The 18,094-nt window shown below is 58.3% G+C and carries 14 protein-coding genes; 5 read left to right on the forward strand and 9 right to left on the reverse strand.

Annotated features, from left to right (window positions below; all coding sequences use genetic code 11):
- Nucleotides 1-231: 231 nt before the first annotated feature.
- From JTM80_RS01925 to JTM80_RS01955, 7 genes are all read right to left on the reverse strand, one after another.
- Nucleotides 232-1,860, reverse strand: coding sequence for a hypothetical protein (locus JTM80_RS01925; protein ID WP_205370465.1), 1,629 nt, complete (start codon nt 1,858-1,860; stop codon nt 232-234).
- A 29-nt stretch (nt 1,861-1,889) separates the two neighbouring features.
- The gene (locus tag JTM80_RS01930) at nt 1,890-3,284 is read right to left on the reverse strand and encodes an alkaline phosphatase family protein (protein WP_205370466.1); all 1,395 of its coding nucleotides are present in this window, start codon (nt 3,282-3,284) and stop codon (nt 1,890-1,892) included.
- Between the two features lie 118 nt (nt 3,285-3,402).
- A complete protein-coding gene (gene dprA / locus JTM80_RS01935) occupies nt 3,403-4,539 on the reverse strand; it encodes a DNA-processing protein DprA (protein WP_172353913.1) in 1,137 nt (378 codons plus the stop codon).
- Nucleotides 4,540-4,754: 215 nt separating this feature from the next.
- Nucleotides 4,755-5,693 (reverse strand): NAD-dependent epimerase/dehydratase family protein, encoded by a 939-nt coding sequence (locus JTM80_RS01940; protein ID WP_205370467.1) that lies wholly within the window; start codon nt 5,691-5,693, stop codon nt 4,755-4,757.
- A 255-nt stretch (nt 5,694-5,948) separates the two neighbouring features.
- On the reverse strand, nt 5,949-6,341 hold the full coding sequence (locus JTM80_RS01945; protein ID WP_172353915.1) for an OsmC family protein: 393 nt from the start codon (nt 6,339-6,341) through the stop codon (nt 5,949-5,951).
- Nucleotides 6,342-6,424: 83 nt separating this feature from the next.
- Entirely contained in the window at nt 6,425-7,192 is a 768-nt protein-coding gene (locus JTM80_RS01950; protein ID WP_205370468.1) for a peroxiredoxin-like family protein, read from the reverse strand.
- Between the two features lie 139 nt (nt 7,193-7,331).
- The gene (locus JTM80_RS01955) at nt 7,332-8,006 is read right to left on the reverse strand and encodes a hypothetical protein (RefSeq protein WP_205370469.1); all 675 of its coding nucleotides are present in this window, start codon (nt 8,004-8,006) and stop codon (nt 7,332-7,334) included.
- A 724-nt stretch (nt 8,007-8,730) separates the two neighbouring features.
- Between JTM80_RS01955 and JTM80_RS01960 the strand changes: the two genes are divergently transcribed.
- From JTM80_RS01960 to map, 3 genes are all read left to right on the forward strand, one after another.
- On the forward strand, nt 8,731-9,846 hold the full coding sequence (locus JTM80_RS01960) for a WG repeat-containing protein (protein WP_225906735.1): 1,116 nt from the start codon (nt 8,731-8,733) through the stop codon (nt 9,844-9,846).
- Nucleotides 9,847-10,099: 253 nt separating this feature from the next.
- Nucleotides 10,100-10,417 (forward strand): thioredoxin family protein, encoded by a 318-nt coding sequence (locus tag JTM80_RS01965; protein WP_172353918.1) that lies wholly within the window; start codon nt 10,100-10,102, stop codon nt 10,415-10,417.
- A 185-nt stretch (nt 10,418-10,602) separates the two neighbouring features.
- On the forward strand, nt 10,603-11,430 hold the full coding sequence (map, locus tag JTM80_RS01970; RefSeq protein ID WP_172353919.1) for a type I methionyl aminopeptidase: 828 nt from the start codon (nt 10,603-10,605) through the stop codon (nt 11,428-11,430).
- Between the two features lie 128 nt (nt 11,431-11,558).
- Here the strand turns inward: map and psbH are convergent, their stop codons facing one another.
- Nucleotides 11,559-11,762: a photosystem II reaction center phosphoprotein PsbH gene (psbH, locus tag JTM80_RS01975; protein ID WP_172353920.1), complete on the reverse strand. Its 204-nt coding sequence runs from the start codon at nt 11,760-11,762 to the stop codon at nt 11,559-11,561.
- A gap of 78 nt (nt 11,763-11,840) precedes the next feature.
- Here psbH and psbN point away from each other — a divergent pair, with 78 nt between their 5' ends.
- Nucleotides 11,841-11,972 (forward strand): photosystem II reaction center protein PsbN, encoded by a 132-nt coding sequence (gene psbN, locus JTM80_RS01980; protein WP_068511165.1) that lies wholly within the window; start codon nt 11,841-11,843, stop codon nt 11,970-11,972.
- A 308-nt stretch (nt 11,973-12,280) separates the two neighbouring features.
- Here psbN and JTM80_RS01985 read toward each other — a convergent pair whose 3' ends face one another.
- Entirely contained in the window at nt 12,281-15,619 is a 3,339-nt protein-coding gene (locus JTM80_RS01985; protein WP_205370470.1) for an alpha-mannosidase, read from the reverse strand.
- A gap of 1,005 nt (nt 15,620-16,624) precedes the next feature.
- Here JTM80_RS01985 and JTM80_RS01990 point away from each other — a divergent pair.
- Nucleotides 16,625-18,070: a hypothetical protein gene (locus JTM80_RS01990; protein WP_225906736.1), complete on the forward strand. Its 1,446-nt coding sequence runs from the start codon at nt 16,625-16,627 to the stop codon at nt 18,068-18,070.
- The last annotated feature ends 24 nt before the right edge of the window (nt 18,071-18,094 follow it).

Raw genomic sequence — 18,094 nt, forward strand, 5'->3', positions numbered from 1 at the left:
GAGCAACCGCGTGGATGGGTCGAGCGGAGGGAAAAGGTGGGACAAAGGTAGGGCAAAGATGGGGCGATCGCCCGCCCCGATTTTTCCTTTTCCCGATTCACCAAGGACTTACGCAGTTGGAGAATTTCTCGCGGGCGCAGCCCGCGAGAAATTCTCCAAAACCCAAAGAGCCTGTCGCAAGTTCGGAAGTCCTGTCACGATTGTGGAGCGAGTCGGGAAAACTGTCCCCCATCAGGAGTCGCTGTCCGATTCACCCCGCAGCCACCGCCACAGGTCTGCCAGCCGGGTTTCCAGCCAGACAATGCTCCGATCGATCCAGTCCAACACCGCCTCTAGGGGGTGCTTTTCGTAGCGGACGAGGGTGGCGGGAGTGTCGATGCAGGGCGGCTGGGCAGTGTGCGCGTGAGGGGGCACGTGAGGGGGCGCGTGGAGTGAAGCGTTTGGGGATTGGAGAGTGGGAGAGCTGGGGGGCTGGGGCGTGAGGGGGCTGGGATCTTGGCGGCTGATGGTGAGGATGACGCTGTGTGCGTCGGGCATCAGGTCGGCGGTGGGAACAAGAGGGGCGATCGCCCTTGCGTTGGCCAGCCGCTCTGCAGAGATGACCTCTGTGGAGAAGTTAGCGGGGACGTGAGTCGGTCGCTCCGCAGGTTGCCCAGTAAATTGCCCAGTAAATTGCCCAGCAAATGGTTCTGTGAATGGCTCCGTAAATGGCTCTGCGGGCTGCTCCGCCAAGAGTTGCAGCAAAATTTCGCCGGGGGAGTGGGGGCGCAGATGGGGCGGAATCGTTGGCGAGAGGGACGGTGCAATGCCTGATCGGGTGGGTGCGGAATGGGGCAGATGGGCTGTGCCTGGGAACGGTGCGTCGGGACGGGGGTCGGGTTCCGGCGGTGGAAAGTACACGGCCAACGCGGCTTCCTGGAAGAGATTGGCGGCGATCGCCACTGGCCCCGTCTGCACCCACGCCATCAGTTGATAAAACGCCTTCACAGGCGGGGCGGCGGTTTCTCGCGGCAGGGGCACGGGCAGCATCCGAGGCAGCCGGCCCCTTTGCGAGGAAGCCAGGGATCGGGGTGGCGGGGCTGCGAGGTCGGCGATCGCCCCATCGATCGCTCTACTGCCCAGTTCCCCAGCCGAGCGGCGACCCGTCAATCCTGCCCGCCGCAGCCAGCGCCGCCGGGCCCGGCCATCATTCGCCAGTTCCCAAATGATCTGCTGCTGAAGCCAGCGCTGCTGCTGGGGCGACAGGTCGATGAGGGCGTTGGTCGTGGTCACCAATACCAGCATTCGGCTATCCAGCCGTGAGGCAATGCCGCCAATGTCTGCTGGGGCCTGGTTGCCCAGTGTTTGATCAGCCTGGGGGGGCAGGCGGGTGGCTTCGGCGGCGGTGAGCGCCGATGCTTCGCGGAATGTTAGCGGGGCGGGGTCGTCCTCAGGGCAGGGCGGCGGGGCCAGGTTTGATGGAGGACGGAGGGCGATCGCCCGCGAATCTGGGGAGGTTGGTGGGGCGGCTGGTGCGGCAGTCAGCGCGTTGGCAAAACCCGCCGAGCGAATGGCCCGAAGCGTTTTGTGAATGGGCGCATCGGCAGGCGGCGGCGAGGCGGGCAGCGCGGGTTTGCCCTGGACGCTGCGCTTGACATTTTCCAAAAACAGCCCCACGCGCTGCGCTGCGGGCCCCATCTGTCGCCCCGCCAGCCGCATCGACTGAAACGCTACATAGACCGGATACAGCACTACCTGCGCCCCCAGCGCGATCGCACTTTGGGCCTGGCGCATCCAGCGCGATGTGCGATCGCCCAAACGCAGCCGCTGCCGAGACAGATAGCTCAGCAAGCGACTTTGGAAGCGACCAGACGAAGGCATTTGCGGGGTTAGGGGTTAAGGATCTGAAGCTAGATGGGAAGGATGTTGCCGCGTAGATTGGCGGGGGGCTGGAGGCCGTAGCGGTGTAGCAAGGTGGGCAGGATGTCGTAAAGCGTCGCGCCCTCTAGAACCTGACCGCCCTTGGGCTGGCGCGGGTCGTGGAAAATCATCAGCCCAAAGGGGGCATGATTGGCATCGTCGGGCCCAGTGTCATTATTTGTAGTGTAAAGCGAGCCGTCCCCGACTGTGCCTACGGAGCGCCAGGCCAGTTCGTCGAAATAGGCAATCAGGTCAGGAGCCACGCCGCGCACCTTCTGGTAGATTTGCTGCGGCTTCATGATGCGGTTGGGCATGGGCTGTCCGTCTGGCGTGGGGATGCTGGTCAGGAGGTCGGCTAAGCGCGATCGCTCTTGCTCGTATTGCGCCAGGGGAATCACGCCCTGCGGTTCTCGTCCCTGCATGTTCATAAAAATCCGCCCATAGTAGCCGCCTGCGCCCCAGGCTTTGGTCTGGCTCCAATCCACCTCGACCTGATCCAGCGGCAGCGGTTCCGAGGGGGGCTGCTTTAGCGTCAGATAGCCCCACTTGATTAGCCACTCATTGACGCAGATGCCGCCCATCAGCGGCCGCGCCCCGTGATCTGACACCACCAGCACAGCGGTTTCTTCGTCGCACCTTGCTAATAGGTCGCCGATGCGCTGATCCACATGGCAATAGTAGTTGTGAATCGCGTTGGCAAAGGGCGACCCCGGCTCGTGCTGCGGGTGGGTGGGGTCCATCGGCTTCCAGAAGGAGTGGTGAATCCGATCCACGCCCATGTCTACCAGCATCAGAAAATCGGGCTGGTCGCGCTTGATCAGCTTTTCTGCCAGGTCAAACCGCTGGTTGCAGAGGTCGTAGATGTTTTGCAAGATTCGCGCTTTTTCCTCGGAGCGAAACTCCGGCACGTCCAGCAAAAAGTCGGGCATCCATTCGGCAATTTGCGCGGCCAGGCCTTGCGGGTGCGTGTAGGGCACATCGCGGCTGGGCGTAAGGAAGCAGGATACGAGGGAGCCGTTCACTGGATAGGGTGGCGAAGTGCCCGGAACGCTGAGAACCGCCACCGTCCAGCCCGCATCGCCCAGCAAGTCCCACAGGCGCGGAACCTTGACCGCTCGACCGTCGGCGATCGCCATCTTGCCATAGCTCCGATCGGCCCGGTTGCGAAATCCATAAATCCCCAGTTCCCCCGGATCGCGTCCACTCATCATGCAGCTCCAGGCGGGGACGGTGATGGCGGGAATGCTGCTCTCCATGCGTCCATAGCTGCCCGCCGCCATCAGCCGCGACAGGTTGGGCAAGTCAGACCGCCAGCGGTCAAACACCAGCGACGGCTCCATACAGTCGAGTCCGATGATCAGGAGGCGGGGTTTGGGGGAAGACATGGGCAGCAGGGAAACGAGAGAACGGGTTGGGGGGATGGGAAGTGCGCCAGTCGTCGTCACCCCAAAATACCTCTTCACTCTATCGCCTCAGCGCGTAGATTACCCTCTCGAAAAATGGTCATCCCGCTCGGCAATAGCGCATTCCGGGCAGTTGCGAAACCACGCCCAGCATTTCTAGCTCCAGCAGGGCGGCGAGGAGGTTGCTGGTGTCGAGTTGGGTGGTTTGTACCAGGGTGTCGAGGGCGATCGCCTCTGGTGGAATTGCCTGGAAAATCGGCTCCAGGTGAGGCGGCAGATCGAGTGCGGGTGGCTTGGCTGGGGACAGATTTTGGGAAGGCGCAGAGTGTTTTAAAAGGGTGTCTAATGGAGGAATTGCGCCGAGGGATTGCAATAGCGAGGCTTCGTCGAGGATGAGCTGTGCGCCGCCTGCGATCAGCTCCAGGCACCCGCGGGACTGGGGCTGGTCGAGAGATCCGGGGAGGGCGTAGACTTCGCGGCCATAATCGTTGGCGACGCGGGCGGTGATTAGCGCTCCCGATTTGGAGCCTGCCTCGATGACCAGGGTGGCGCGGCAGAGTCCGGCGATGATGCGATTGCGGCTGGGGAAGTGGGCGCGGTCGGGGCCGGTGCCCCGGGGATGTTCGCTGAGAATCAGCCCTTTGCGGTCGATCTGCTGGGCGAGGGCGCGGTTGCTGGCGGGATAGACGCGGTTGACCCCGGTTCCCAGGACGGCGATCGTGCGGCCGCCCGCATCCAGGCAGGCTTGGTGGGCGATCGCATCGACCCCTTCCGCCAGCCCAGAGACGATGGTAAATCCTGCCTGCACAAGCGCTTCCACTAGGCGATACGTCCACTGTTTGCCATAGCTAGAGGGGTTGCGGGTTCCCACGATCGCCACCAGCCCCACTTCCCCCCGGTTTTCTGCCAGCGCCACTTGCCCGCGATAGTAGAGCAGCGGCGGCGGGTCGGGAATTTCTGCCAGCAGGCGCGGATAGTCGGCATCGGCGGGTGTCCAAACGTCGGGATTGTCGCGCTGATGTTCTGCAAATAGGGTTGCAGGGTTGAGCGAGGCGCGGATTTTGGCGATCGCCCCTGCCGTCACTCCGCCAATGCCCTCTACTGCATCCAGGGCAGCCAGATCAGCATCCCAGGCCGCCGCCAGCGACCCAAAGTGTCGATAGATCCGCATCAGCAGCGTCGGGCCCACGCCCGCGATCTGGCTCCAGGCCAGCCAGTAGGCTCGTTCGTCAGTCAAGGTGAGGGGTAAGGATTTGGGAATACAAGTAGGACTTACGCACTTGCGACTCAACTTTCTGAGTTTTGGACGATTTCTCGCGGGCGTCGCCCGCGAGAAATCGTCCAACTGCGTAAGTCATAACGAGAATACGGGAGTTTGGGTAGGCGCAGGCCACAGCGCTCATGCCTGATACCTGCATCTCTAACTTCCAGTATTCTCCGGCAGGCTCCGGCTCATGCGTAGGCTGCTAGGATTTCTTCGTCCAGGGAGAAGTCGATTTCGGCTTTGTCGCGGCCGCTGGCGAGGTAGTCGTGTTGGAACGAGTCGGCCAGGCCGGAAACTAGGTCAAACTGGGGCTGCCAGCCTAGCTCGGTCTTGGCTTTGTGGATGTCGGTGAAAAAGTGCTGCACGCGCATGGGAAAGGCTTTGCGCTTGCCAAAGTCAAATTTTTTGGGGTCGTAGTGGACGATTTTGAGGGTGGTGGGGTCTTTGCCAGCGGCGGTGGCGCAGGCGCGGGCCAGCCCGTCGAAGGTGACAGCGCGATCGCCCGATATGTTGTAGATCTGCCCGATGGCCCGATCGTTGCCTAGCACAGCGGCCATGGCAGCGGCTATATCTTGGCAATGCCCAAACTGGGTGAGCGCCATGCCGTTGCCGGGAATTGGGACGGGGCGATCGCGCACGATGCGGTCAAAGAACCAGGCTTCCAGGTCGTTGTAGTTTTGCGGGCCGTAGATATAGACCGGGCGAATGGACGTGAAGGGAACGCCGGATTCTGCCAGATAAGCCTCGGTTTCAAATTTGCCCTTGTGGCGGCTGTTGGGATCGACTGCATCGCCCTCGACGTGGGGCATCTGGTCTGACTTGAGGTACACTCCGGCAGAACTGACGTAGACGAAGTGCTGGATTCGCCCTTTGAAGATTTCGGCGAGGGGCTGGGTGTCGCTGAGTTCGCGGCCGTTGTTGTCGAACACGGCATCAAAGGATTCGCTAGAGAGGCTGGTTTTGAGCTGGAGCGGGTCAGTGCGATCGCCCACAATCTGCCGGATGCCCGCGACGGGTGCGGGTTTGTTGCCCCGGTTAAACAGCACGACTTCGTGGCCCTGCGCCACTAGCAGCCTTGTCAGGTACACGCCGATAAACCGGGTTCCGCCCATCACCAACACGCGCATGTGTCGTCCTCTCAACCTGCGATTGCAAACTGTGCTTTTCGATCCTATGACGGAATGAGGACAGTAAATCTTGATCCGAGCCAACAGCCTTGGGGGATATCCCCCAAACCCCCTTTTGCAGGGGACGAAGCGTCCCCCACACCCCCTCCTAAGGGGTCACTGGTGGGCCTAAAAGGTTTCGATGCGTGCGACTTGCTGGTTTGCTTGACGTGGCTCAGTTTGTGGGTGTGTCTTCCTTTTTGTTTCAGGGTTATTTCAGGGTTGTCTGAGGGTTGTCTGGATCGGCAGGCTGTGGCTTAGAAGTTTGTGAACTGGGCAGCGATCGCCAATTTCTTTCATTCGCTGGCGCTGTTCGTCGGTGAGGTTGCCTTTGAGGGTGAGCAGCGCGTTGATTTGAGAGCCGTCGGGCGTTTTTTCCAGTGTGACATCGACAGAGATTTTTTCGACGGGCCAGCCTTTGCGCTCAGCGTACATCTGGATGATCATGGTTTTGCACGCGCCTAGCCCTGCCAGGACGTATTCGGTTGGGGTGGGGTCGGTGTCTGCGCCACCGACTTCGATAGGTTCATCGGCGGCAAACTGGAACTGGCGAATGCCGATTTTTTGCTGATAGTGAGATCCGGTGGAAGACACCCGAATGGGCAGCATGGGGAGGCTCCTGGGGGGCGATTGTGGATTTTAGATTGGGGATTTTGGGGATTTTGGAGGACTCATTCGGGGGCTTGCAAGGCTCACAGTTGGAGAAACTGGAGCGGGTTGCTCATGGTTTCGGCGAAGCCCAAAATGGCGCGATCGCGATGTTCGTACAGTAATTCGCCCTGAGCGTCGAACAAAAACGTTGCGCCGCGCTGGGTGAGATAGGCGGCATCGGGCACGTAGGTCTTCCAGTGGCGCAGCACTTCGCCCATGTTTCGCAGGCGCAGGGTGGCTAGCTCAAACGGGCGCTGGAAGCCGCGACCGCCTGCCCAGCGAAAGAAGGAACCTTTGAGGGGCGGCAAGGGAAACGCCTGAATTTCTTCGTCGTCGGCAATGAGCTGGGGCGCAGTGCGGTCGCCCCGATAGCCGCGAAACACCTCCGCCAGCGTGCCCGGACTGCCGATCCCCGCACACATCAGCATCAGGTTGAGCCAGCTATTTTGCGCGGGTGAGAGGACGGGGAGTTTCAGCGACAGGCCGCGATATAGCCCCAGCGCTTGGTGTAGCGATGCGTTGGGGTCGATGAACAGATGGTCGGCCGGAAAGTCGGTATACTCGCAGAATTTTTGCCCTGATGGGCGATCGCCAATACCCACCGCCCGCACCGCGATGCCCGCTGCCTGAAGCTGCGCCGCCTGCCGCCGAATCCACCAGGCATATTCCAGGCTGTCAAAGTCGCCCAGTTGCGGCCAGATCAGCATGAGGATTTGTGAGGCAGCGCCGCAGTCCGCCAGAATTGGGGCGATCGCCCCGTCGCCGACTCGCTCGCGGGTTGTTTGAGCTAGTAGAGAGTAGGGATTCATCAATCGTCAGAATGGAGCGTTGAACTCTTGGCGGCGCATTCCTGTCGCGTCCATCAGAGTCAAGCCGCTGCCAATTGCTGATCCCGGTCTTCGACCAACAGACTAGCCTGAAAACTCACCAGAAACCTGAGAGCCTGCCTCAGGATGCTCGGCGGTTGGACTGCGCGAAGCTGAATGCGCCCAAGGTCAATTGTCCGTCAAAGGTGTAGAAGGTGACGCGAGAAATCTGGCGGCCTGTCAGCGTCATTTCTAAATTTGGGGCGTGGCTGGAGTCGGAGCCTGCCAGGTTGGCGGCTGGGGTCTGCGTTTGGGCAACGGGGCGGTTATGCTCATCAAAAGCTGCCATCACCGTCGGGCGAGAGCTGGTGATGTGTCCGCTGACGCGCTGCACAGGCTGGTCAAAGGTTGCCTCTAGCCATCCGCCCTTGGGACAAGCCATCAACACCAGTTGCCCAGTGTGGGAGGGAAATGCTGGATTAGAGGGCACAAGGGCGACTGCATTGGCAAAGGTCACACCCAGATGATGAAACTGGGTGCTAACCGTTTCAAAGGTGTGCAGTTCGTCGAAATCTAGCTCAACGTCGTCTAGCGCGTCCTCAGAAACGGGCGATCGCGCGGCAGTTAGCTCAGACCCAGCCGCAACGCCGAGCGGGCGTGCTTCAAACGCAACAGCGCGAGCCACAGGCTCAAAAAAACTCGGCTCAACTAACTCAGACCCCGATCCAAAGTCCAGTTCAGCTTCAGCCTCTAATGGTGCAGATTCAGCATAGAAGGAAGATGAGGGGGCAACCGGAACATCAGGATACTCTTCCATAAGATTTTTCCCTGAAGAATTTTCTCGTTTACTCGGTCGAAGATGCTGCCGAAACAAAGGCGCAATTGAAGGCAACTAAACCAAGATTGCTCAGGCAAACTCACGAACACTCAACGAACAGGGAGCCATCCACACACCCAGTTACGAAGCTCAGAACGAGGCTCAGACAGAAATTACGAACGATTTAACAATTCCCAACAGCGTCGCTAGGCTAGTAGCTATCACGCCACTACAAGGCCTACAGGTCGCCTTATCGGAATAGATTGCTCCGCCCAACTATCTTCATGAAATCAGGTTCAAAGACTGCCTCGCATGAAGCCAAAATAAACTCCAATCTTGAGCAGGACCCATAGCCCCGTTTAGGCAATCTTGGGCAAGCGAAATCCAATCCCGATATACCTAGTCCATCCTCAAAACACGTTAAGTATCCGTAAATATGTCACCAACTTCATGAAGGCTTTAAGTTTTGCAAGGCTAGCTCATGGTTTCTTTACACATAACAATCGGACACTGCTGGAATTTCGTCAATAGGGATCGCAGCTATCTTTGCAGTCATCTGGGTTAGTGCATCTTTCCGTGATTTCTCTGCTCTCAGTAGCTTCTTCAATTTTCAAACATTCTTCACTGAGATTACGTATCACAGGTATCTCTCCTCCTATTCCCCTATAACCCATAGCCATCCGTCTGCCTTCTGTCACTCCTCCTCGTCAAATTCCCCAGTCCCATGCCAAACTTTTTTTACATCGCTGCGATCGCCTCCACCCTGCTCCTGCTAGAAGGCTGCCGCTGGGATAGTGCTTCTCGTTCTCGCAGTCCTGAAAATCTTGCTCTGACCCCTGTTTTGTCTTCTGACTCTGCCATGACCGATTCCCAAACCCTAGCCCAATCTGATGCGGAGCTTTCCTTTGACCAGGCTGCCGATTTTTCTGAAGGGCTAGCGATGGTGCGCCGGGGCGATCGCCTCCTGTTTATCGACCTGACGGGCAACGTGGCGATCGCTGTCGATCCCAACATGGACGGAGCGGCCGACTTTTCCGAAGACCTGGCGCTGGTCAAGGCAAACGGGGTCTATGGCTATATGAATCGGGCGGGTGAAGTCATCGTTCCGCCGCAATATCTGGGCGCGGCCTCTTTTTCGGGCGGGCTGGCGGCGATTCGCGCTGGCACGCGCTACGGCTATATCAATCCCGCCGGAGAGGTCGCCATCGAGCCGCAGTTTGACCTGGCAGGGAGCTTTGCCGAAGGGCTGGCGGCGGTGAAACTGGGCGATCGCTACGGGTTTATTGCACCGACGGGCAAACTGGTCATCGATCCCCAGTTTGAAGATGCATGGCGACTGTCTCAGGGGCGGGCGGCAGTGCGGCAGGGCGGCCGCTGGGGCTATATTGACCCGACTGGAGCGCTCGTCATCGATCCCCAGTTTGATGGGGCGTTTCGGTTTGCAGACGGGCGGGCGCGGGTGCGGCAGGGCGGCGACTGGGGCTTTATCGACTTGCAGGGCAATCTGGCGATCGCCCCCCAGTTCAGCTTTGCGTCGGACTTTGCTGAAGGGCGGGCAGCGGTGCTGGTGGGTGCGAAATGGGGTTACGTAGATCGCCAGGGACAGATGGCGATCGCCCCCCAGTTTGACTATGCCGCCGACTTTTCCGAGGGGTTGGCCGCCGTCAAACAAGGCAACCGCTACGGCTATATCAACCCCACCGGAACCTGGGTCATCGCCCCCCAATTTGACGATGCTGCTGCCTTTTCAGAGGGCTGGGCCCGCGTCAAGCTCGGCAACCAGTGGCGCTACGTTAATCGCCAGGGACAGTTCCTCAAGGCATCGCCGCTGCTGCGATAGCGGCCGGCCCCTCGCTTCAGATGCGCTCGTTCTAGGCGCACTCGTTCCAGACGTGACAATCCATTGCAAACTCTTTTCAAGACTCAGGCCAGCCTGCAAGTCTAATAGTCACACTTAGGACTGACACAGTTGGACAATTTCCTGCGGGCGCAGCCTGTAAGAAATTGTCCAAAGTTTAGACATCTTATCGTAAGTGCGTAAGTCCTGACACTACCAGTCACACGTTTCGTATCAGCATTTGGTGAACCCCGCTATGAATCCCACTGTGATTAAGTTCTCCTCCGAAGACTGCGGCCTCTGCCACAAAATGTCGTTCTATGACCAGAAAGTGGCAGCCGAACTGGGGCTAGAGTTTGTCGATGTAAAAATGCAGGACACCGCCACCTACCGCAAGTACCGCAAGATCCTCCTGGCGCAATATCCCGATAAAGAAGGCATGGGCTGGCCGACTTATATCATTTGCCAGGAGCCGGAAAGCGACTTCAAAATTTTGGGTGAAGTCAAAGGCGCACATCCCAAAGGCGAGTTTCGCGAACGGCTCCAGGAGATTGTGGCGGCGGCGGCAACCTGAACCGGCCAAACCGCCACAGGCTGGACAATCCGCAGCAGGACGGTCGAACCCAACCGAATCATCCCCTAGATGGGAATACTTGAGGTAACTTAGGTAAGGGCTTTCACGCCCTCTATCTCGCCCTCCATGCTGAGCGTTTTCAGCAAGCGTCTCCAGCGACTTCTACCCCTGCACCTCCGGATTTAATGAACATTCTCACCGACCTCCTCCCGCAAGCCATCAACTCGCCCCGCGTCCGCAAGCAAAGCCGCAGCGTTGAGATCAAGTCCGCCCGCGAAATCGAAATCATGCGTCAGGCTTCTCGGATCGTGGCGACGGTGCTGAAGGAAGTCTCGGAGATAGTGCAGCCAGGAATGACGACGGCCGATCTAGATGCCTATGCCGAGAAGCGCATTCGGGACATGGGCGCAACGCCGAGTTTCAAAGGCTATCACGGGTTTCCAGGGTCTATTTGCGCCTGTATTAATAATGAAGTCGTGCATGGCATTCCCAGTCGCCGCAAAACGATCCGCCAAGGCGATGTGCTGAAGGTAGACACGGGCGCATATTTCGAAGGCTTTCATGGCGATTCTTGCATCACGATTGGCGTGGGCAAGGTAACACCCGCCGCCGAAAAGCTGATTCGGGTCGCCGAAGAAGCCCTCTACAAAGGCATTGAACAGGTCAAAGCTGGGGCCTTTTTGCTCGACTTGGCGGGCGCGATTGAAGATCACGTCAAGGCCAATGGCTTTAGCGTGGTGGAAGATTACACGGGGCACGGCGTAGGGCGCAATCTGCATGAAGAGCCGTCAGTGTTCAATTTCCGCACGCACCAGATGCCGAATGTGAAGCTGCGGGCGGGCATGACGCTGGCGATCGAGCCGATTGTGAATGCTGGGTCAAAGCTGACGCGGGTGCTGGGCGATCGCTGGACGGTGGTGACGTGCGATCGCGCTCTATCCGCCCAGTTCGAGCATACGGTGCTGGTGACGGAAACAGGCTACGAAATCCTGACCGACCGCAATTTGGTATAGCGCAGCAGATGACTGCATTGCAGCGCTTGAGGTGCCCAGGACGAGCCATCAGCTAAAAACCATCAAATAAACATAAAAAAAGCCCTGGCATGACCGGGGCTTTCTCATAATCGAGCGTGATCCTAAAACTAGCCGCCGAGGCTGCGCCAGTCCACATTCACATCTTCCAAAATCAGCGAGGAATTGTAGATCTGCAAAATAATCAGCAGAAATACGAGAAACAGCGCCATGAAAACTCCCATCAGCGGGGTTGTGCCCCAACCGGGAGCCACCTTACCGTATTCAGCGTTTAAGGGGCGAAGGATATCTCCCAAGCGAGTGCGTTGTGCCATGGGTTACCTGCAAGCAATCGTTAAATTTAACTTTATGTAATATTCTAGGGGAATGTGACTCATAAATTAGATCGACTCATGGACTCTGCAACAGTTCTTAGTATTTCCGTTACCGCGATCCTGATCGGCATCACCGGAGCCGCGATCTACACCTCCTTTGGCCCGCCGTCTAAGCAGTTGGACGATCCCTTTGAAGACCACGAAGATTAGGGCACTAATATACTTCACGCAGTAATTTCAGCCCTCACCCTAAATCCCTCTCCCAGAGCGGAAGAGGGACTTCAAGCCTGTATCTGGCTCCCCTTCTCCCCGCTTGGGAGAAGGGGGTGGGGGATGAGGGCAGTGAGTTTGCTGTTTCAAGTATGTCAGTGCCAAGATTAAGAGCTAATTTGTAAAGGAGCCTGAAAGCCTTGTTAATCAAGGATTTCCGAGAAACCGCTTTTCCTGGGCAAACATGACCTCAAAGCCACACATGCCAAGAGTTTCAGGCTTCTTAAGATTTGCTTCATAAATTAGCTCTAAGGCTTGGGCGCAGGCTGGAGCGTCAGGCGGAGGGTAAGAACCTGCCACGGCTGGAGGGCGATCGCCCCTCTTTCATTCTCTACGGCATTGGCATCTGCTAGCAGATTGGCATTTTCTAGCAGATTTGTGGGGACGGCGCGAACCACCTGGGCGATCGCCCGTTGTTCTGGAGAGCCACCTCCTGGAGAGCCACCTCCTAAAAAGCGAATTTCTCCTGACGCTCCCTGCGACTCGTAGCACCGCATAATCCAGTCTCCGGAGCCGTCTTCAGCAGGCTTGAGGGCGCTCACCACGGCTGAGCCAGCGTCGAGGTGGAGCAGCGAACCCACAGGCGGCAATGCAGCCTGGGAAGGCGTGGCGGTTGCCGGGTCAACGACGCGCACCCGCAAAGGCTGGTTTTGCTCGTAGCCGTGCTGCACCGTTTCTGCCGCCTGCCAGCAGCCGGCGTGGGGATACAGCGCGTAGGTGAATTCATGATGCCCCAAATCGGCAGCGGGGTTCGGCCACGCTGCGCCGCGCAGCAGCGTTAGGCGAATTTGGCTAGGGCGACTGTCGTAGCCATGCTTGCTGTCGTTGAGCAGGCTCACGCCATAGGGAACGGCCTCCGACGCATCGGAACTGGTCAGGTCGGCCCAGCGCAGGGCAGGCACTTCCCACTGAGCCGCCTCGACAGAATTCTTCGGCTGGGTGGGTCGCTGGATCACGCCCCCTGGAATTTCGCAGGTCAGGAAATCGGCCGTTAGGTTTAGCGGAAACGCCGCTTTCACCAGGACGTGTCGCTCTTGCCAATCGACCCAGGTACGGATTTGCAGCAGTGGCGACCCGGTTTGCAACTCGTAGCGCTGGCGAAATGTAGACCGACCGAGCGATCGCACGATCTCCACTGTCTGGGCGATCGCCCCATTGTTCACCCAGCGAATCGCCTCAAGCTGCGGCGGCGGCAAGGGATAGCTTTCGTAGGCTGGGTCGATATTCCACGCATCCCAATATTGCCCACCATCTTGAAACGCCTGAAGCTGATTGCCCGGCCCCGCCAGCACCTCCCGCTGCTGCGCCTTATCGAACACGCTAGCCAGATTGCCCGTAGCCGGGTCAACTGCCACCCGCAGAAACTCATTTTCCAGAACGAAGGAAGCCGTCGGCTGGAGCGGCTCCGCAGCCAAAGAGTCCCCCTCAACTGGGCACAGCCAGAAGCAGGCATAGCCCAGCGCAGAAACGGCTTCGGCCCGAAACGCAATCTCCCAATGCTCGTCGTCATCCGCCTCCAGCACCCACTGAGCAGCGATCGCCCGTCCGTCCAGCCCGCGAACCTCCCAGTTCAATTTTCGATTTTCGATTTTCGATTTTCGATGTTCTTGACCCTCCATTTTTCGTCTTTCGTTTTTCGTTCTTCGTTCTTCCCCCCCCACTCGCACCACCGCCGAGCGTGACCAGTTTAGCGGGTTAAACACCAGCACCGCCCTGGCCTGGGAATGGGGCGCGGGCGGTAGGGCAATGTAACGGGCGATCGCCCCCAGCGCTGCATCAATCGCGTCTTTGGCGCATTCTGCCGCCGCCGCCCACTCTCGATTGGCCTCTGCGTACACATCAGGAATCGCCGATCCCGGCAAAATATCGTGAAACTGGTTAAACAGCACCTTTTTCCACGCAGTTTCCAGGGCTGTTGCAGGGTAGGGCAGTCCTAGGGCCAGCGTCGTCATGGCTGACCACAGTTCCGCTTCGGAGAGCAGCGCCTCACAGCAGCGGTTCCACCGTTTTTGGTCGGCATGGGTGGTGTAGCAGCCCCGATGGAATTCGAGGTAGAGATCGGTCTGCCAGCAGGGGGGTTGGGGCGTTGGGGGGTTGACGTTGACACTGGGATCATCCCATTCCCGCAGCGCTTCTAGGTAGGATTGTGCCGTGGAAAACTGGAGGCGCGGGAAGAAGGGCGATCGCCCCCAGCGCTGGGCCAGGTGCAGCATATCGCGGGTGGGGCCGCCGCCGTGGTCGCCCACGCCAATCAGCCAGAGGGCATGGGGATAGCCCGTTTTTTGCTCGAACTGGGTGGCGTAGCGGGCCATCTTGAGTGGGTCGAAGCCTTCGCCGATGGGGGCAGAGTGCAGGCTAAAAATGCGGCTGCCGTCGGGCCCTTCCCACCAAAAGGCTTCGTGGGGAAATTCGTTGGTGTCGTTCCAGCGGAGCTTTTGCGTAACGAAGAATTCCACACCGCCCTGGCGCAAGAACTGGGGCAATTGCCAGCAAAAGCCAAAGGTGTCGGGCAGCCAGGCGATCGCGCTGATGCGCCCAAATGTTTCCTGCACATAGCGCTGGCCGTAGAGAATCTGGCGGGCGATCGACTCGGCGCTGATCAGGTTCAATTCCGGCTCCACCCACAGCCCAGCGGCCACCTCCCAGCGCCCTGCCGCCACCTGCGCCCGAATTGCCTCAAACAGTGCCGGACGGTTCGTTTCCATCCAGGCATAGAGCGCGGGCGAAGAGTGGGTAAAGATCAGGTCTGGAAACTCCGCCTGGAGACTCAACACCGACTTGAACGTGCGCTCGGCCGCGTCCCAGGTTTCCGCCACGGGCCACAGCCAGGCCAGATCCAGGTGCGCGTGTCCCAACAGGGAAATCTGCCGCTGCCCAATCCACTCGCCAAAGGGCAACAGGCGCTGCCGCAGGTCGCAGAGCGCTTGGTCAAAGGCGGCTCGGTTGGCAAGCTGGCTCCAGTCGAGCGGGGCTACGGCGGCCGCCAGGTCTCCTAGCTGCGCTGGTGCAAAGGTTTCGACGTAGTGCTGCACGACATCCAGCTCGTCTGCCACAAATCCCGGCTCTGGGCAAGGCTCCAGTCCATACTGGGGGCGCTCGTAAATACAGTGCGATCGCACTAGGGCCCCGTCGTCATGCCCCGGACTGACCAGCCGCAGCGCCACCGGAATCCGCTCTCCTGGCAGCACCTGCTCCCGCAGCACGACCCGCGCCGAGCAGTCAAACAGATCGCCCGCCTGCACCAACTGCCCATCTACAAAAATCTGCGCGTCCTCTGCCCACCAGGTCAGCGCCAGGCGCAGTGTCAGCCCTGTCAGTGGATATGCCTCTAGCGCATCGGGCACGACGATTTCCTGCGCCAGCCACAACACCTGCCGTCCTTTCGTCCAGGGAAGATGTCCCTTGGCATTCAGCGGAATCTTGCCCCAGTCCGTCCAGGTTGCAGGGTCGAGGGCATGGCTTGGGTCGCCTGCTGTGGCACACCAGTCCCCCAGGCAGTCGCGCTGGGTTTGCCGACGCAGGCGATTCGCGAAGCGATCCCTACGGGAATCGCCCACCAGCGACGGAGTGTAATCGGAAACATTCATAGTGGCTTGAATTCAAATAAAAACCAGTCGAATAGGTTTATAAACCAAATAAACCAAACTTTCGGACGATTCCCTGGTGGGTGATTTACTAATAGATAGATTGGTGAGCCGTATCAAAAACTGTCAAATTCAGAAGCATTTAGACTGGCGCAGGCATGGCAATCCTTACAAGAACGCAAAAGAAAGCAAAAGACAGTAAAACATCGCACGACAAATAGAACAATGGGCGGAACCCCTCAGTGAGTGATCCAGGTTAAACTCTGTAAAGAGTATGCAAAGCTCTATCATTTTTGCCTGATTCCCTCAATCGCCCAGTATCAGCCCCCTCGGGCCGCTCGCTATAATTGGAGCCTTGCATGACCTCCAGCCATTGCAAGGCTCTCTGCAAAATTTTCCCAGACCATTTCTCCCAGACCATTAATGCTGTATCTATGGGCTGTCTGGCGTGTGACCAGAGCAGTTCAATTGTGAAGCATCAGGGAAAAAGAGGAAGCGTTGTATCAGGGTATCAGAAGGGCTTTGAATGGAGGGGCATTGCATAGAGGGGGCATTGCATAGAGGGGGCATTGCATAGAGGGGGCATTGCATAGAGGGGGCATTGCATGGAGGGGAGCGCTGCATAGGGAGCCGCGAGCTGCCAATAAATTCTGGCAACTCTGGCAATTCTGGCAAACTATGGCTGGTGAAGGGGGAGTGATCCTAGTAACCGAGACGACTGGCGATCGCCCTCCTGAATCGCCCTCCTGAGAGGAGCTATCCCTCGGTTCAGACAGCGCCAGCGCGACCGAACAGCGATCGCGCTACTCCCCTGAATTGCTCACCACAACGGGTGACTCTTGTGGCATCGTTCGTAAACTGCACTCCTTCTCTTGTATTCCTCCCATGAAGTAGACAGCCTGCTAGCCCGTGCGCCAAGCCGCGCCTTGCCCATCGGGGCGATCGCCGCTCAATTTTGAAAATCCAGACCCGCCGACCGCAGTTTCTAGTTTCAACTGAGCATTTTAGATGGTTGTGGAAAAACTGAACGAGGGCTATCAACCGCAGCCACGAGGACGAGCCAATCGTTTTCAGCGGAACATTCCAAAAGCGCAGGAGGTTATCTACAACTACCTGCTGGAAATAGTGAAGGAGTGGTCGCCGGAGGAGGTGCTAGCAGAATTTCGGCATCTCTTCATTCACCACGTCAACACCATTAGCTCCCATACGCTCCCCTCGCTCTACGAAATTGTCTTTGCCAACCAAGAAACCGAGTTTCGTAACACGCTCAAGCGTTCCTGCTACATTCTCATCAACAACTGGGATCTCAGCCGCAGCCACGACTCGATTCGGGGGCTGGTGCAGCTTTTCTATGACCCCATTCTCGACAAGCCCACCATGTCGCCCACGCTGCGGCGGCTGCGCGGCTGGCTGAAGAATTTTGTAGAAAGTGAGGATTTCCAGGAGCTAAAGCTATTTGCCTCGCGCTACGACGATCAGCGCAAGCACTGGTCAGACCGCTACACGTCTTACCTGCTGGTGCCGCAATACATCGACCTGAACAACCCCATCGAACAGCGTAACGCCGCCCGCACCCTTTCTAAGCAGCTTAAGGAACGGTTTAAGTTTGAACTGGCGATGTACACAGCGCGATCGCAGAGCAACACCGTTCCCGCGCTGAAGCCCAAAAACCCCACCATTATGGGTGACGACGTGCTGCGCTTGGTGAAAATGATCGTGGCGAAGCGGGGCAACTTTAGCTACGCCAACCTGGCACATATTTTTCTGAACCAAACGCGGGGACTCCGCTATCAGGAGTTCAAAGAGAGCCTGAAAAAATACCTGGTGTTTTCGTCGGCCTCCCAGGAACAAGCGCGATCGCTCAACGCACAGGTTGCCGAAAAGCTGGATGCTCTCTACGTCATCCACCATGACAAGCCGCTCGACGACGCGCTGCTGCTGCGAACCGTGAACCGCATTGTCAGCCACCTAACCACCGAAAATCAGCAAGACCCATCCCCTTTGTTCGTGCAACTGCTGATGGACGGCAACCCGCTGACGCTGGTGATTGTGCTGCTGAAGCTGGTGCTGATTTGCCCCTATGCCCGCACCCATCTAGAAGCCCGCATCGCGGACCTGGTGCAGTTTTATAAAGCCTATCCAGAGGACGAGTGCCGCTGGGTCATCAACTTTTTCGAGATTTTCGATATTACGATGGCGATCTACGCTGAAAATATCGAATTTAACCTAGTAGACATGAGCAGTAAGGGCAGCGGGCGACAGAAAGAGATTAATCCGGCAACCCTTGACGCTTATCGCGTGTTTTCCCAGATCAAGCACAGCATGGATGCAACAGAAGACCTAGAGCAGATGGAACAGGTGCTTTCAGACCTGATGGCAGACGATGACTCGCTGACCCCAGAGGAAATTACGGAACTGTCCGAAGCGGCGCTGGCTGAGTTGGACGAGCCATAGGCGCGAACCTTCGGCTTCGCAACC

The organism is Thermoleptolyngbya sp. PKUAC-SCTB121 (assembly GCF_016919485.1).
GTDB classification, from domain to species: domain Bacteria; phylum Cyanobacteriota; class Cyanobacteriia; order Elainellales; family Elainellaceae; genus Thermoleptolyngbya; species Thermoleptolyngbya sichuanensis.

What these genes read in the sequence shown, in the direction of transcription:
- JTM80_RS01960 (WP_225906735.1), top strand. Translation starts at nt 8,731, where the DNA reads ATGCCAAACTTTTTTTACATCGCTGCGATCGCCTCCACCCTGCTCCTG.
- JTM80_RS01940 (WP_205370467.1), bottom strand. Translation starts at nt 5,693, where the DNA reads ATGCGCGTGTTGGTGATGGGCGGAACCCGGTTTATCGGCGTGTACCTG.
- JTM80_RS01965 (WP_172353918.1), top strand. Translation starts at nt 10,100, where the DNA reads ATGAATCCCACTGTGATTAAGTTCTCCTCCGAAGACTGCGGCCTCTGC.
- psbN (WP_068511165.1), top strand. Translation starts at nt 11,841, where the DNA reads ATGGACTCTGCAACAGTTCTTAGTATTTCCGTTACCGCGATCCTGATC.
- JTM80_RS01930 (WP_205370466.1), bottom strand. Translation starts at nt 3,284, where the DNA reads ATGTCTTCCCCCAAACCCCGCCTCCTGATCATCGGACTCGACTGTATG.
- JTM80_RS01990 (WP_225906736.1), top strand. Translation starts at nt 16,625, where the DNA reads ATGGTTGTGGAAAAACTGAACGAGGGCTATCAACCGCAGCCACGAGGA.
- JTM80_RS01925 (WP_205370465.1), bottom strand. Translation starts at nt 1,860, where the DNA reads ATGCCTTCGTCTGGTCGCTTCCAAAGTCGCTTGCTGAGCTATCTGTCT.
- map (WP_172353919.1), top strand. Translation starts at nt 10,603, where the DNA reads ATGAACATTCTCACCGACCTCCTCCCGCAAGCCATCAACTCGCCCCGC.
- JTM80_RS01955 (WP_205370469.1), bottom strand. Translation starts at nt 8,006, where the DNA reads ATGGAAGAGTATCCTGATGTTCCGGTTGCCCCCTCATCTTCCTTCTAT.
- JTM80_RS01945 (WP_172353915.1), bottom strand. Translation starts at nt 6,341, where the DNA reads ATGCTGCCCATTCGGGTGTCTTCCACCGGATCTCACTATCAGCAAAAA.
- psbH (WP_172353920.1), bottom strand. Translation starts at nt 11,762, where the DNA reads ATGGCACAACGCACTCGCTTGGGAGATATCCTTCGCCCCTTAAACGCT.
- JTM80_RS01985 (WP_205370470.1), bottom strand. Translation starts at nt 15,619, where the DNA reads ATGAATGTTTCCGATTACACTCCGTCGCTGGTGGGCGATTCCCGTAGG.
- JTM80_RS01950 (WP_205370468.1), bottom strand. Translation starts at nt 7,192, where the DNA reads ATGAATCCCTACTCTCTACTAGCTCAAACAACCCGCGAGCGAGTCGGC.